This is a genomic window from Streptomyces sp. HB132, from assembly GCF_016909575.1.
Taxonomy (GTDB): Bacteria; Actinomycetota; Actinomycetes; order Streptomycetales; family Streptomycetaceae; genus Streptomyces.
On record NZ_JAFBGA010000013.1, the window covers coordinates 86293 to 100507 of the forward strand.

14 protein-coding genes are annotated in these 14215 nt (G+C 69.0%); 8 read left to right on the forward strand and 6 right to left on the reverse strand.

Annotated elements, in window-relative coordinates:
* Positions 1-92: 92 nt before the first annotated feature.
* Both JOC24_RS25235 and JOC24_RS25240 read right to left on the reverse strand, forming a co-directional pair.
* On the reverse strand, positions 93-1472 hold the full coding sequence (locus JOC24_RS25235) for an aspartate aminotransferase family protein (RefSeq protein WP_205022678.1): 1380 nt from the start codon (positions 1470-1472) through the stop codon (positions 93-95).
* Positions 1457-1948: an Lrp/AsnC family transcriptional regulator gene (locus tag JOC24_RS25240; RefSeq protein WP_205022679.1), complete on the reverse strand. Its 492-nt coding sequence runs from the start codon at positions 1946-1948 to the stop codon at positions 1457-1459. The genes JOC24_RS25235 and JOC24_RS25240 overlap by 16 nt, the downstream gene beginning before the upstream one ends.
* Before the next feature lie 177 nt (positions 1949-2125).
* Between JOC24_RS25240 and JOC24_RS25245 the strand changes: the two genes are divergently transcribed.
* Positions 2126-3565, forward strand: coding sequence for a gamma-aminobutyraldehyde dehydrogenase (locus JOC24_RS25245; protein WP_205022680.1), 1440 nt, complete (start codon positions 2126-2128; stop codon positions 3563-3565).
* A gap of 103 nt (positions 3566-3668) precedes the next feature.
* Positions 3669-4190, forward strand: coding sequence for a hypothetical protein (locus JOC24_RS25250; protein ID WP_205022681.1), 522 nt, complete (start codon positions 3669-3671; stop codon positions 4188-4190).
* Between the two features lie 14 nt (positions 4191-4204).
* Here the strand turns inward: JOC24_RS25250 and JOC24_RS25255 are convergent, their stop codons facing one another.
* Genes JOC24_RS25255 through JOC24_RS25265 form a run of 3 tightly spaced genes read right to left on the reverse strand, consistent with a single transcriptional unit; the run spans position 4205 to position 6825 of the window.
* Positions 4205-5011: an SAM-dependent methyltransferase gene (locus JOC24_RS25255; protein ID WP_205022682.1), complete on the reverse strand. Its 807-nt coding sequence runs from the start codon at positions 5009-5011 to the stop codon at positions 4205-4207.
* 51 nt (positions 5012-5062) lie between these two features.
* On the reverse strand, positions 5063-5767 hold the full coding sequence (locus tag JOC24_RS25260) for a glycerophosphodiester phosphodiesterase (RefSeq protein WP_205022683.1): 705 nt from the start codon (positions 5765-5767) through the stop codon (positions 5063-5065).
* Positions 5768-5790: 23 nt separating this feature from the next.
* On the reverse strand, positions 5791-6825 hold the full coding sequence (locus JOC24_RS25265; RefSeq protein ID WP_205022684.1) for an adenosine deaminase: 1035 nt from the start codon (positions 6823-6825) through the stop codon (positions 5791-5793).
* Positions 6826-6943: 118 nt separating this feature from the next.
* On the opposite strand from JOC24_RS25265, the gene JOC24_RS25270 reads away from it, so the two are divergent.
* Positions 6944-7645 (forward strand): DUF4190 domain-containing protein, encoded by a 702-nt coding sequence (locus JOC24_RS25270; RefSeq protein WP_205022685.1) that lies wholly within the window; start codon positions 6944-6946, stop codon positions 7643-7645.
* A 73-nt stretch (positions 7646-7718) separates the two neighbouring features.
* On the opposite strand, the gene JOC24_RS25275 is transcribed toward JOC24_RS25270, so the two are convergent.
* Complete coding sequence (locus JOC24_RS25275) at positions 7719-8258, reverse strand: NADAR family protein (RefSeq protein WP_374104523.1); 540 nt, start codon at positions 8256-8258, stop codon at positions 7719-7721.
* 217 nt (positions 8259-8475) lie between these two features.
* On the opposite strand from JOC24_RS25275, the gene JOC24_RS25280 reads away from it, so the two are divergent.
* From JOC24_RS25280 to JOC24_RS25300, 5 genes are read left to right on the forward strand one after another with little or no spacing between them, the layout of a single operon-like run.
* Positions 8476-9990 (forward strand): gamma-aminobutyraldehyde dehydrogenase, encoded by a 1515-nt coding sequence (locus JOC24_RS25280; RefSeq protein ID WP_205022687.1) that lies wholly within the window; start codon positions 8476-8478, stop codon positions 9988-9990.
* A gap of 48 nt (positions 9991-10038) precedes the next feature.
* A complete protein-coding gene (locus tag JOC24_RS25285) occupies positions 10039-11286 on the forward strand; it encodes a polyamine ABC transporter substrate-binding protein (RefSeq protein ID WP_205022688.1) in 1248 nt (415 codons plus the stop codon).
* A gap of 51 nt (positions 11287-11337) precedes the next feature.
* On the forward strand, positions 11338-12489 hold the full coding sequence (locus JOC24_RS25290; protein WP_205022689.1) for an ABC transporter ATP-binding protein: 1152 nt from the start codon (positions 11338-11340) through the stop codon (positions 12487-12489).
* The gene (locus tag JOC24_RS25295) at positions 12486-13409 is read left to right on the forward strand and encodes an ABC transporter permease (protein WP_205022690.1); all 924 of its coding nucleotides are present in this window, start codon (positions 12486-12488) and stop codon (positions 13407-13409) included. Before JOC24_RS25290 ends, JOC24_RS25295 begins: the two co-directional genes overlap by 4 nt.
* Positions 13409-14212, forward strand: a complete 804-nt coding sequence (locus JOC24_RS25300) for an ABC transporter permease (protein WP_205022691.1) — start codon at positions 13409-13411, stop codon at positions 14210-14212. The genes JOC24_RS25295 and JOC24_RS25300 overlap by 1 nt, the downstream gene beginning before the upstream one ends.
* The last annotated feature ends 3 nt before the right edge of the window (positions 14213-14215 follow it).

The following is a 14215-nucleotide window of genomic DNA, read 5'->3' on the forward strand; positions in this document are numbered from 1 at the left end:
TGCACCCCTTCTCACTCGAACGGGTGCATCCGGGCCGTGTAGACCGTATGAAATGACTTCCGGCGGGGTGGTCCGCGCCGCCGGGGCGTCGGTCAGAGCTTCTTCCATGCCTCCGTGAGGACACCGCGGAGAATGCCCTCGATCTCGTCGAAGGTCGACTGGTCGGAGATCAGCGGAGGAGCGAGCTGGACGACCGGGTCACCGCGGTCGTCGGCCCGGCAGTAGAGGCCGTCCTCGTACAGGGCCTTGGAGAGGAAGCCGTAGAGGACGCGCTCGGTCTCCTCGTCGGTGAACGTCTCCTTGGTGGCCTTGTCCTTCACCAGCTCGATCCCGTAGAAGAAGCCGTTGCCGCGGACGTCGCCGACGATCGGCAGGTCGTGCAGCTTCTGCAGCGTGGTGAGGAAGGCGTTCTCGTTGTCCAGGACGTGCTGGTTGAGGCCCTCACGCTCGAAGATGTCGAGGTTGGCGAGGGCGACCGCGGCGGAGACCGGGTGCCCGCCGAAGGTGTATCCGTGCAGGAAGGTGTTGTCGCCCTCGTAGAACGGCTCGGCCAGCCGGTCGGAGATGATGCAGGCGCCGATGGGGGAGTAGCCCGACGTCATGCCCTTGGCGCAGGTAATCATGTCCGGTACGTAGCCGAACTTGTCGCAGGCGAACATCGTGCCGAGGCGGCCGAAGGCGCAGATGACCTCGTCGGAGACGAGCAGCACGTCGTACCGGTCGCAGATCTCGCGCACCCGCTGGAAGTAACCGGGCGGCGGCGGGAAGCACCCGCCGGCGTTCTGCACGGGCTCGAGGAAGACGGCCGCGACGGTGTCCGGGCCCTCGAAGAGGATCTCCTGCTCGATCTGGTCGGCGGCCCAGCGGCCGAAGGCCTCCGGGTCGTCACCGAAGAGCGGGGCGCGGTAGATGTTGGTGTTCGGCACCTTGTGCGCGCCGGGCACCAGAGGCTCGAACGGGGCCTTGAGCGCGGGCAGTCCGGTGATCGACAGAGCGCCCTGGGGGGTGCCGTGATAGGCGACCGCGCGCGAGATGACCTTGTACTTGGTCGGCTTGCCCTTGAGCTTGAAGTACTGCTTGGCCAGCTTCCACGCGGTCTCGACGGCCTCGCCGCCTCCGGTGGTGAAGAAGACCTTGTTGAGGTCGCCCGGGGCGTGGTGGGCGAGCCTCTCGGCGAGCTCGACGGCCTTGGGGTGGGCGTAGGACCACACGGGGAAGAAGGCCAGCTGCTGCGCCTGCTTGTACGCCGTCTCGGCGAGTTCGTGCCGGCCGTGTCCGGCGTTGACGACGAACAGGCCGGAGAGACCGTCGAGGTAGCGCTTGCCCTTGTCGTCGTAGATGTGGGTCCCCTCGCCACGCACGATGGTGGGAACGGGCGCGTTCTCGTAGTCCGACATGCGGGTGAAGTGCATCCACAGGTGGTCGTACGCGGTCCGGCTGAGGTCCTTGCTCACGGCTATCGGGTTCCCCACATATAGGTCTGCTTCTTGAGCTTGAGGTAGACGAAGCTCTCGGTGGAGCGCACCCCGGGTATGGCCCGGATGCGTTTGTTGATCGTCTCCAGCAGGTGGTCGTCGTCCTCGCAGACGATCTCCACCATGAGGTCGAAGGAGCCCGCGGTCATCACCACGTACTCGCACTCGGTCATCGCCGACAGGGCTTCGGCGACGGGGTCGACATCGCCCTCGACGTTGACACCGACCATGGCCTGCCGCCGGAACCCCACCGTCAGCGGGTCCGTGACCGCGACGATCTGCATCACGCCCTGATCGAGGAGCTTCTGCACGCGCTGGCGCACGGCCGCCTCGGAAAGGCCGACGGCCTTGCCTATGGCGGCGTACGGCCGGCGGCCGTCCTCCTGGAGCTGCTCGATGATTGCGAGGGAGACGGCATCGACCGCTGGTGACGATCCGCTCCCGGTCCTGGAGTCTGCGCTACGACTGGCCACGCATCCACTCTGCACCGCGACTCGTCTGTCTGGCAAGCTTGATTCGATGAAATTCGTTGTCCAGGCACCCCGATGTCACTGAATCCGAAGTTCGCGGCGGGTGGGTATGTCGAAAGCAACACCCGACGGTTTAGTGTGGAAGTCTCACCCATCGGACAGTCGACAGGAGGGGTGGTTGTGACCACCGAGGTGCGCCGTCTGCGCAACTACATCAACGGAGAGTTCCGGGACGCCGCGGACGGGCGGACCATCGATGTGGTCAACCCGGTGACGGAGGAGGTCTACGCGACCTCGCCGCTCTCCGGACAGGCCGACGTCGATGCCGCCATGGACGCCGCCGCGGCCGCGTTCCCCGCCTGGCGCGACGTGACGCCCGCCGAGCGCCAGAAGGCACTGCTGAAGATCGCCGACGCCTTCGAGGAGCGTGCCGAGGACCTCATCGCGGCCGAGTCCGAGAACACCGGCAAGCCGCTGGAGCTCACCCGCACCGAAGAGATCCCGCCGATGGTGGACCAGATCCGCTTCTTCGCGGGTGCAGCCCGGCTGCTCGAAGGCCGTTCGGCCGGCGAGTACATGGAGGGGCTCACCTCCATCGTCCGCCGCGAGCCCGTGGGTGTCTGCGCCCAGGTCGCGCCGTGGAACTACCCGATGATGATGGCCGTGTGGAAGTTCGCCCCGGCGCTCGCCGCGGGCAACACCGTCGTCATCAAGCCGTCCGACACCACCCCGGCGTCGACGGTGCTGATCGCGGAGATCATCGGGCAGATCCTGCCCAAGGGCGTCTTCAACGTCATCTGCGGCGACCGTGACACCGGCCGCGCGATGGTCGAGCACCCGACCCCGGCGATGGCCTCGATCACCGGGTCGGTGCGGGCCGGTATGCAGGTCGCCGAGTCCGCGGCCAAGGACGTCAAGCGCGTTCACCTGGAGCTCGGCGGCAAGGCTCCCGTCGTCGTGTTCGAGGACACCGACATCGCCAAGGCCGTCGAGGGCATCTCCGTCGCGGGCTACTTCAACGCCGGACAGGACTGTACGGCCGCGACCCGCGTCATGGTCCACGAGTCGATCCACGACGAGTTCGTCACCGCGCTCGCCAAGGCGGCCGCAGACACGAAGACCGGTCTGCCGGACGACGAGGACGTGCTGTACGGCCCGCTGAACAACGCGAACCAGCTGGCCCAGGTCAGCGGGTTCATCGAGCGGCTCCCCGCGCACGCCAAGGTCGAGGCGGGCGGCCACCGGGTGGGCGACAAGGGCTACTTCTACGCCCCGACCGTCGTCTCGGGCCTCCGGCAGGACGACGAGATCGTCCAGCACGAGGTCTTCGGGCCCGTCATCACCGTCCAGTCCTTCACGGACGAGACGCAGGCCGTGGAGTACGCCAACGGCGTCGAGTACGCACTGGCCTCCTCGGTGTGGACCAAGGACCACTCCCGCGCGATGCGGATGTCCAAGAAGCTCGACTTCGGCTGTGTGTGGATCAACACCCACATTCCGCTCGTCGCCGAGATGCCGCACGGCGGGTTCAAGAAGTCCGGCTACGGCAAGGACCTCTCCGCGTACGGCTTCGAGGACTACACCCGGATCAAGCACGTCATGACGTCGCTCGACGACTGACCTGCGTCCGGCGAGGACCACGGCCCCGGGTTCTGCCCGGGGCCGTTCGCGTTCCGGCGCACCCTGCTTTTGAACGTGTTCACGACGGGCGTACGCTGCGGCCATGAGCGAGCGAGCCCTCTTGCGGCGCATACGCGTGTGGTTGGTCGTCTTCATCGTCTGTCTGGTGCTCAGCGGGCTGACCGCCTTCCCGCTGGTCACCGAACTCCACTGGGCCGAGGGCCTGCTGAAGTCCTCCGCGTCTCCCGCCCCCGAGCACTTCCCGGCCCTGACAGAATGGATCACCCGGGTCCGGACCGGTCTCGACGAGGCAGATGCCTCCTATCCCTTCGTGCTGTACGGCACCGACTGGCTGGCCTTCGCCCATCTCGTCATCGCGGTCGCCTTCTACGGCCCCTACCGCGACCCGGTCCGCAACATCTGGGTGATCGATTTCGGCATGATCGCCTGCGCCGGGATCATCCCGCTCGCCCTGATCTGCGGGCCGATCCGGGACATCCCCTTCTGGTGGACCGTCATCGACATGTCCTTCGGCGTCTTCGGGGTGATCCCGCTGCTCGTCGTCCGGCGCATGATCAAGCGGCTCGAGGCGATGGGGCACGTGCCCGCCGCCGTGCCGGCCTGACCCGCCACCCGCGCCTACGGCTTGCGGCCCACCGCGCCGAACTGGGCCACCCCGGGGTTCCGTGAGGCGGAACCGGAACGCCAGCGGGAGCAGGACACGATGCCCGGTTCCAGGACGTCCATGCCGTCGAGGAACGAGGCGAACTCGGAGCGGCTGCGGGCGGTGATCGGCGGGGTGGCGTTCTCGTTCCAGAAGCGCATCGCGGCCTCGTTGCCCTCGCCGCCCAGCTCCGATGTGGGATGGGTGAGCACCAGATGGCTGCCCGACGGCAGGGAGTCCATCAGCGTCCTCACGATGCTCCGCGCCTCCTCCGTGTCCAGGATGAAGTTGAGGATGCCCAGCATCATCACCGCGACCGGGCGCCCGAGGTCCAGGGTCCGCCCGGCGCCGCGCAGGATCCGCTCCGGATCCCGGGCGTCCGCGGCGATGTACTCGGTGGCGCCCTCAGGTGAGCTGGTGAGCAGGGAACGCGCGTGCGCCAGGACGATCGGGTCGTTGTCGACGTAGACGACGCGTGCGTCGGGCGCCGTGTGCTGGGCGATCTCGTGGGTGTTGTCCGCGGTCGGCAGCCCGGTGCCTATGTCCAGGAACTGGCCGGTCCCCACGTCACCGGCCAGATGACGCACCGCCCGGCCGAGGAAGGCCCGGTCGGCACGGGCCACTTCGCCGATGCTCGGGTACAGATCCGTGACCCGGTCGCCCACCACGCGGTCGACGGGGTAGTGGTCGGAGCCGCCCAGCCAGTAGTTCCACACCCGGGCGTTGTGGGCGATGTCGGTGCGGACGCGGGAGGGTGCGGTACGGGGGCCGGGCTCGGTCACGTCTGCTCCAGGGGTCACGGACGGTACGGACCGACCATGATGCCGGTCCGATCAAGCGGCCCCGCGGGAAGGGGAGTTGGCCAGCTGGGCCCGGAGGGCGTCGATCCGGTTGCTGGTGATGGAGTCGACGCCATACGCCAGCAGCCGGCGCATCGTGCGCCGGGTGTCGACCGTCCAGGCCGAGACCAGCAGCCCGTCTGCCTGGATACGGCCCGTCAGTTCCCGGCTCAGCAGCCCGAAACGGTAGTTCAGCCACCGCGGTCGCACCGCCTCGAGCAGTACGGCACGCGGAGGCGCGAGTGTCGTCCAGGTCAGCGCGATCTCGGCGGACGGATCGGCCGCCCGCACCCTCAGCATCGCGTGCGTGTCCGCGCAGTAGTACACGCGCTCCCGCGCCCCGCTGTCCCGCACCACACCGACGATCTCCCGCACCGACGCGTCGGTCGCGCCGGGCAGGTCGACCATGACCCGGCGGTCGCCGGCGGCGGACAGCGCCTCACGCAGGGTCGGCACCCCGCCGCCGCTCCGTTCCAGCAGCTCCTGTCGATCCAGCCGGTCCAGGCGGACGTCGTGGCCCCACAGGCGCTCCAGCGTGGAGTCGTGGAGCAGCACGGGCACCTTGTCCCGGGTGACGCGGACATCGATCTCGACCGCGTCCGCGCCCTGTTCCACGGCGGACAGGATCGAGGGAAGGGTGTTCTCGCGGGCACGGTAGGGATCTCCGCGGTGTGCCACGGCGGTGACGGTGGTGGTCATGGGGCCATTGTGACCGGCCGGGGTCAGCGGCCGGGAGCCTCCAGCCAGTTCGTCGTGTACGTGTCGATCTCGGCGGCCAGCGTCCGCTTGCCGGCCGGGTCCAGGAACGAGGCCTCCACGGCGTTCTTCGCCAGGTCGGCCACTCCGCGCTCGTCCAGGCCGAGCAGCCGGGCCGCCACCCCGTACTCGTTGTTGAGGTCGGTGCCGAACATCGGCGGGTCGTCGCTGTTGACCGTGACGAGGACCCCCGCCTCCACCATCTCCCGCATCGGGTGCCGGTCGAGGTCGGCCACCGCGCGGGTGGCGATGTTCGACGTCGGGCAGACCTCCAGGGCGATGCGGTGCTCGGCGAGGTGGGCCAGCAGCTTCGGGTCCTGGGTGGAGCTGGTGCCGTGGCCGATGCGCTCCGCGCGCAGCGCGGTGAGCGCGTCCCAGACGGTCTGCGGGCCCGTGGTCTCCCCGGCGTGCGGGACTGAGCGCAGACCCGCGGCGATGGCGCGGTCGAAGTAGGGCTTGAACTGCGGACGGTCCACGCCGACCTCGGGTCCGCCCAGGCCGAAGGAGACCAGTCCCTCGGGCCGCAGGTCGACGGCGAGACGGGTGGTCTCCTCGGCGGCCTCGAGACCGGCCTCGCCGGGAATGTCGAAGCACCAGCGCAGGACGACGCCGAGCTCGGACTCGGCGGCCTTGCGCGCGTCCTCGATGGCCTCCATGAAGCCCTGCTCCGGGATGCCCCGGCGGGTCGAGCTGAACGGGGTGACGGTCAGTTCCGCGTAGCGGATGTTCTGGCGGGCCATGTCCCGGGCGACCTCGAAGGTCAGCAGACGGACGTCCTCGGGGGTGCGGATCAGGTCCACGACCGAGAGGTAGACGTCGATGAAGTGCCCGAAGTCGGTGAAGGTGAAGAAGTCGGACAGCGCCTCCGGGTCCGTGGGGACCTTGGAGTCGGGGTGGTGCGCCGCCAACTCGGCCACGATGCGGGGAGAGGCCGACCCGACGTGGTGGACGTGGAGCTCGGCCTTGGGCAGCCCCGCGACGAAGGGGTGCAGATCGTTCATCGGATACTCCCGGATCTCTGAATTCGGCCGGGTGCACCGGCTGCACCGATCATCGTAGGCGGGACCCTGCGGACGCGGACCGGGCCGTAGCATGGCGGGACCACGATGGGGGAGGCCCATGTCAGACAACACACAGCAGCCCGGGGGCGAGGGCGCGCCGCGCGATCCGTGGGCTCCGCCGGACAACAGGGTCGACCTGGGCAAGCAGCCCACGGACGCCGTGCCGCCCGCGGTGCACAACCAGCCCACGGTCACGTCCATGCCGAGCCCCGACGCCGGCACCGGACCCATACCCGGACCCGTCGGCTCCTTCGGCCCGCAGCAGCCCCCCGTGCCGGCGCCGCCGGTCGGGCCGAACGGGCCGGGGCAGCACGGCTACCCGTCCGCGCCCGCCGCGCCTTCGGCCGCGTACGGCTACCCGTCCGCGCCCGCCGCGCCTTCGGCCGCGTACGGCTACCCGGGATACCCCGGCTACGGCGGCCAGCCGCCCTGGGGTCCGGCGCCCACCAACGGGCTGGGCACCGCCGCGATGGTCCTCGGCATCATCGCGGTGGTCGGCTTCTGCATGTACGGACTCGGCGTCATCCTGGGCGTCCTCGCCCTGATCTTCGGCATCGTCGGCCGAGGTCGCGCCAGGCGGGGTGAGGCGACCAACGGGGGCATGGCGCTCGCCGGGATCATCCTGGGGTCGGTCGGAATCGTCATCAGCGCGGTCTTCCTGGGATTCGTCATCTGGGCCATCGCCAACGACGAATCGGGCAGTGGCTACGACTACGACGATCCCTACTCCACGTCACTGGTCGTCGGCGCCGACCGCTGACCGGCGACGGACGGCCGTGCCCGGCCGGGCCGGGGGAAGCGTCTCCCGGCCGCGGCCGCGGCCGCGCGCGTCGTCACCCCGCGCGAAGCCGCGCACGCGCCTCCATGAGCGCGAAGCCCAGCAGATTCAGCCCGCGCCAGGAAGCCGGATCCGCGGTCCGCGGATCGTCCTTGGACAGTCCGATGCCCCATATCCGGTCCAGGGGACTGGCCTCGACGAGCACGCGCTCCCCGGTGCCCAGCAGGTACGCCCGTAGCGCCGGGTCCTGACCGAACTTGTGCACGCTGCCCGCGACGACCAGGGCGAACCGCTCCCGTGCCCATACGTCTTCGTCGAAGCCCCTCACCAGCCGGCCCGCCTTCTTCGCCGCCGCGGGACTGCCCGCCGCCAGGGCCGAGGCCTCGGCGTCAGCGTCCCCGAAGAGCCGCGCCTTGCCGGCCATCATCCAGTGCTCCGCAGTCGCGTAGGCCACCGGACCGACCGTGAACGGTGCCGGCCACCACTGGCTGAGGCAGCTCTCCCCAAGTCTGCCGTCCGCGCGGGGCCGGTGCCCCCAGAACGACAGGTACTTCACGTTCTCCCCGCGCGCCGTGCGCTCCAGGAGGAGGTCCATGTGTTGCTGTCCCATGGCAGCCGAGTCTGGCATCCGCCACTGACAGTGAGTACATGGTTTTCCGCACGCGCGAGACACATCGTCGACAGATTCCGTTGCGTAACCAAAAGGAAACAACGGAATCACTTGTTGGTGGAGGTCTGCTCTGTCAGGATCGGCACTCAATTCGACAAGAAGCTACGCCGCCCCTGGTCACGGCGCAGCGGAGGAGAACGTCATGGGCAACGGCTTCCAGCCGCAGGACCGCTTCGCCGGGGGCGCGCAGTACATCGGTGGCCGGCTGAGACCCGGCACCTCGGGGCGCCACCAGGACGTGGTCGACCCCGCCACGGGCCGCACCGTCCTCCGCTACGAACTGGCCGGCACCGACGACGTCGACGCCGCCGTGGCGGCCGCCCGCGAGGCGTTCCCCGGCTGGTCGGGGCTCACCCCTGCCGAACGGTCGCAGGCGCTGCACCGCCTCGCCGCCGTACTCGCCGACCGGGCCGACGACTTCGCGTACGCCGAGTCCCTGCAGTGCGGCAAGCCCGTCAAGCTCTCCACGGAGTTCGACGTCCCCGGCACGGTCGACAACGCCTCGTTCTTCGCCGGTGCCGCCCGTCACCTCGAAGGGAAGTCGGCCGCCGAGTACAGCGGCGACCACACCTCCTACGTGCGCCGTGAGGCCCTCGGGGTGATCGGCTCGATCGCGCCCTGGAACTACCCGCTCCAGATGGCGGCCTGGAAGATCCTCCCGGCCGTCGCCGCGGGCAACACCATCGTGCTGAAGCCTGCCGAGATCACGCCGCTGACGTCGCTGATGTTCGCGCAGGCGGCCACGGAGGCGGGCATTCCCGACGGCGTGATCAACATCGTCTCCGGTGCCGGACGGGACGCGGGCGAGCACCTCGTGAGCCACCCCGACGTCGTGATGACCTCCTTCACCGGATCCACCGCCGTCGGCAAGCGCGTCGCCGCGCTCGCCACCGCCACCGTCAAGCGCCTGCACCTGGAGCTGGGCGGGAAGGCGCCCTTCCTCGTGTTCGACGACGCGGATCTCGACGCCGCGGTCGAGGGAGCGGTCGCCGGTGCCCTGATCAACACCGGTCAGGACTGCACGGCCGCCACCCGCGCATACGTCCAGCGTCCCCTCCACGACGCGTTCGTGAACGGGGTCGCCGCCCTGATGGAGACCGTGCGCCTGGGTGACCCCTTCGCCCCCTCGACCGACCTCGGACCGCTGATCAGCCATCAGCAGCGCGACCGGGTGGCCGGGTTCGTCGACCGCGCACGCGCCTACGCCACCGTCGTCACCGGTGGCGGCGCCCCGGGCGGGGACCTCGCGGCGGGTGCCTACTACCGGCCGACCCTGATCACGGGCGCCGCCCAGGACAGCGAGATCGTCACCTCGGAGATCTTCGGCCCCGTCCTCGTCGTGCTGCCCTTCGACACCGACGACGAGGGAATCCGGCTCGCCAACGACACCCCGTACGGACTGGCCGCCTCCGCGTGGAGCACCGGTCTGTACCGGGCCAACCGCGCCACCCGTGAGCTCAGGGCGGGCTGCGTGTGGATCAACGACCACATCCCGATCATCAGCGAGATGCCGCACGGCGGATACAGGGCCAGCGGCTTCGGCAAGGACATGTCGTCGTACTCCTTCGAGGAGTACACGCAGGTCAAGCACGTCATGTACGACAACACCGCGGTGGCCAGGAAGGACTGGCACCGCACCGTCTTCGGGGACCGTTAGCAGCGGCCGCCGCCCGGCGGCCCCACCCACCCGGAAGGGCCCACGCGTATGGAGCAGTACGAGCCCGAGCGCCTCTCCGCGCCACAGCTGGCAGCCATGAGGCGCAGCCTCGGAGGCGGCAGGGGCGCACTCACCCGCCGTTCGCTTCTCAGGGCGTCGGGCACGGGAGCCCTCGCCCTCGGTGGCCTCGGGGTGCTGAGCGCCTGCGGGATACCGCCCGCGAAGCGGGAGGGGGACGCCGCGGCCCGGGACGACCACTCGGCAACGGAGAAGCGGATCAACTTCTCCAACTGGACCGAGTACATGGACGTCAGCGAGGACGAGAAGAGCCGTCCGACCCTCGACGCGTTCACGAGACGCACCGGGATCAAGGTCAAGTACACCGAGGACATCAACGACAACGTCGAGTTCTTCGGGAAGATCAAGCCGCAGCTCGCCGCAGGCCAGGACACCGGACGCGACCTCATCATCGTGACGGACTGGCTCGCCGCCCGCATCATCCGGCTCGGATGGGCGCAGAAGCTCGACCCGGCGAACCTGCCCCACGCCTTCGCGAACCTCTCGCCCCAGTTCCGCACACCCGACTGGGACCCGGGGCGCGCCTACTCCTATCCGTGGACCGGTATCCCTACCGTCATCGCCTACAACGAGAAGGCGACCGGCGGCCGGAAGGTCGACTCCGTCACCCAGCTCCTCGACGACCCGAGGCTCAAGGGCAAGGTCTCGTTCCTCTCCGAGATGCGCGACTCGGTCGGCATGACGCTCCTCGACATGGGCAAGGACCCCGGGTCGTTCACCGACGCCGACTTCGACGCGGCCGTCGGCCGGATGCAGAAGGGCGTCGACACCAAGCAGATACGCCGCTTCACCGGCAACGACTACACCGCGGACCTGAGCAAGGGCGACATCGCGGCCTGCGTGGCCTGGGCGGGCGACATCATCCAGCTCCAGGCCGACAACCCGGACATCAAGTTCTCGATCCCGTCCGCCGGCTACATCACGTCGAGCGACAACATGCTGGTCCCGGCCGGGGCACGGCACAAGACCAACGCCGAGAAGCTCATGGACCACTACTACGAGCTCCCGGTCGCCGCCCGACTCGCCGCCTACATCAACTACGTCTGCCCGGTGGACGGCGTCGCCGGTGAGCTCGCGAAGATCGACGAGTCGATGGCGTCCAACACGCTGATCCTCCCCGACAAGGCGATGGCCGCGAAGTCACGGTCCTTCCGCTCCCTCAGCGCCGAGGAAGAGACGGCGTACGAGGAGAAGTTCGCCAAGCTCATCGGCGCCTGACCGGCCCGTCCCCCTCCCGATCTTCCCTCGACACCACTGGGACCGCGACCCATGACACAGAAGCAGACAGAGGGCGGCGACGTCCGTCTCACCGGGATCAGCAAGACCTACGGCTCCTTCACCGCAGTGCACCCCCTCGACCTCACCGTCCCGCAGGGATCCTTCTTCGCGCTGCTGGGCGCGTCCGGCTGCGGCAAGACCACCACCCTTCGCATGATCGCGGGCCTGGAGGAGGCCACCACCGGCACGGTCTCCCTCGGCGGCCGGGACATCACGGACCTGCCCCCGTACAAGCGCCCCGTCAACACCGTCTTCCAGAGCTACGCGCTCTTCCCGCACCTCGACGTCAGCGAGAACGTCGCCTTCGGGCTGCGCCGCCGCGGCATCAAGTCCGTCGCCAAGCAGGTCGGCGAGATGCTCGACCTCGTCCAGCTCGGCGACTTCGCCCGACGCAAGCCGCACCAGCTCTCCGGCGGACAGCAGCAGCGCGTCGCCGTGGCCCGCGCGCTCATCAACCACCCCCAGGTCCTCCTCCTCGACGAGCCGCTCGGCGCCCTCGACCTCAAACTGCGCCGCCAGATGCAGCTTGAACTCAAGCGGATCCAGACGGAGGTCGGCATCACCTTCGTCCACGTCACCCACGACCAGGAGGAGGCCATGACGATGGCCGACACCGTCGCGGTGATGAACGGCGGCCGCGTCGAACAGCTCGGCGCCCCCGCCGATCTGTACGAGAACCCCCGCACCACCTTCGTGGCGAACTTCCTCGGCACCTCCAACCTCATCGAGGGGCAGATCGTCTCCACGGGTACGGACGTCGTCGTCTCGGCCGGCGGCGGGAAGCTCGGACTGCCCGGCGGGCGGTGTCCGTCCTCAGCGCGGAGCGGCGGGAAGGTACTCGTGGGCGTGCGGCCCGAGAAGATCTCCCTGACCCACACCGACGACGCGGCCGCGATACCCGACGGCCGCAACCGGGTCACCGGCCGCATCACCGACTCCAGCTTCATCGGCGTCTCCACGCAGTACGTCGTCGAGAGCCCCGCCGGCACGGCGCTCCAGGTCTACGAGCAGAACATCGAGCGCGACAGCCGGCTCGTACCCGGCGCCGACGTCGTCCTGCACTGGAATCCCGAGCACACCTTCGGTCTCGACGCGGCCCAGCACATCGACGCCGGTGCGGAAGGCATGGAGGAAGCGGCGTGAGCGCCACCGAGGCGCCACCGGCGCCCTCGGTGGACGCCGAGGTCCGCAAACCGTCTGCCCGCAGGCGGCTCGTCCCGTACTGGCTGCTGCTCCCCGGCATCCTGTGGCTGCTCGTCTTCTTCGCGCTGCCGATGGTCTACCAGGCGTCGACCTCCGTACAGACCGGATCCCTGGAGAAGGGCTTCCAGGTCTCCTGGCACTTCTCGACCTACTGGGACGCCTTCGCCGACTACCACCCGCAGTTCGTCCGCTCCCTCCTGTACGCCGGCACCGCGACGCTCCTGTGCCTGCTGCTCGGCTATCCGCTCGCCTATCTGATCGCGTTCAGGGCGGGCCGCTGGCGCAACCTCGTGCTCGTGCTCGTCGTCGCACCGTTCTTCACCAGCTTCCTGATCCGGACGCTCGCCTGGAAGACGATCCTCGCGGACGGCGGAGCGGTCGTCGGGGTGATGGACACCCTGCACGTCCTGGACGTCACGGCCTGGCTCGGCTGGACCGGGGACAACCGGGTCCTGGCCACCCCCATGGCGGTCGTCTGCGGTCTGACGTACAACTTCCTGCCGTTCATGATCCTGCCGCTCTACACCTCGCTCGAACGGATCGACGGCCGTCTGCACGAGGCCGCGCGCGACCTGTACGCCACCCCCGCCACCACCTTCCGCAAGGTGACGCTGCCGCTGTCCATGCCCGGGGTCGTCTCCGGCACCCTGCTGACGTTCATCCCGGCCAGCGGCGACTACGTCAACGCGGAACTCCTCGGCTCCACCGACACCAAGATGGTCGGCAGCGTCATCCAGACCCAGTTCCTGCGGGTCCTGGACTACCCCACGGCGGCGGCCCTCTCGTTCATCCTCATGGCGGTCGTCCTGTTCGTGGTCACCGTCTACATCCGCCGCTCCGGTACGGAGGACCTGGTCTGATGCCCGTACTCCGATGGATCCGCCGGAACCTGGTCGTGCTCGCCGGTCTGCTGACCCTCGCGTACATGATCCTTCCGAACGTCGTCGTGATGGTGTTCTCCTTCAACAAGCCGAACGGGCGCTTCAACTACGCCTGGCAGCGCTTCTCCCTGGACGCCTGGAAGGACCCCTGCGGCGTCGCCGACCTCTGCGGTTCGCTCTCGCTCTCGCTGCGGATCGCCTTCTGGGCGACGATCGGCGCGACCGCGCTGGGCACGATGATCGCCTTCGCGCTGGTCCGCTACCGCTTCCGGGCCCGCGGCGCGATCAACTCACTGATCTTCCTGCCGATGGCGATGCCCGAGGTCGTCATGGCCGCCTCGCTGCTCACCCTGTTCCTCAACATGGGGGCCGAACTCGGCTTCTGGACCGTGCTGATCGCCCACATCATGTTCTGCCTCAGCTTCGTGGTGACGGCCGTCAAGGCACGCGTGATGTCGATGGACCCGCGGCTGGAGGAGGCGGCCCGCGATCTCTACGCGGGCCCCGTGCAGACGTTCCTGCGGGTGACCCTCCCGATCGCCGCCCCGGGAATCGCCGCTGGAGCACTGCTCGCCTTCGCGCTCTCCTTCGACGATTTCATCATCACCAACTTCAACGCGGGCTCCACGGTGACGTTCCCCATGTTCGTCTGGGGATCGGCGCAGCGTGGAACACCCGTGCAGATCAACGTCATCGGCACGGCCATGTTCGTCATCGCCGTGGCGGTGGTTCTCGCCGGACAGTTCATCGCGAACCGGCGGAAGAGCAACGCGGTCAAGTAGAAG

Bases quoted from the DNA above. Each gene is read 5' to 3' on its own strand.
- JOC24_RS25250 (WP_205022681.1), top strand. From the start codon at position 3,669: ATGAGCGAGCGAGCCCTCTTGCGGCGCATACGCGTGTGGTTGGTCGTC.
- JOC24_RS25260 (WP_205022683.1), bottom strand. From the start codon at position 5,767: ATGACCACCACCGTCACCGCCGTGGCACACCGCGGAGATCCCTACCGT.
- JOC24_RS25265 (WP_205022684.1), bottom strand. From the start codon at position 6,825: ATGAACGATCTGCACCCCTTCGTCGCGGGGCTGCCCAAGGCCGAGCTC.
- JOC24_RS25270 (WP_205022685.1), top strand. From the start codon at position 6,944: ATGTCAGACAACACACAGCAGCCCGGGGGCGAGGGCGCGCCGCGCGAT.
- JOC24_RS25275 (WP_374104523.1), bottom strand. From the start codon at position 8,258: ATGGACCTCCTCCTGGAGCGCACGGCGCGCGGGGAGAACGTGAAGTAC.
- JOC24_RS25280 (WP_205022687.1), top strand. From the start codon at position 8,476: ATGGGCAACGGCTTCCAGCCGCAGGACCGCTTCGCCGGGGGCGCGCAG.
- JOC24_RS25285 (WP_205022688.1), top strand. From the start codon at position 10,039: ATGGAGCAGTACGAGCCCGAGCGCCTCTCCGCGCCACAGCTGGCAGCC.
- JOC24_RS25290 (WP_205022689.1), top strand. From the start codon at position 11,338: ATGACACAGAAGCAGACAGAGGGCGGCGACGTCCGTCTCACCGGGATC.
- JOC24_RS25300 (WP_205022691.1), top strand. From the start codon at position 13,409: ATGCCCGTACTCCGATGGATCCGCCGGAACCTGGTCGTGCTCGCCGGT.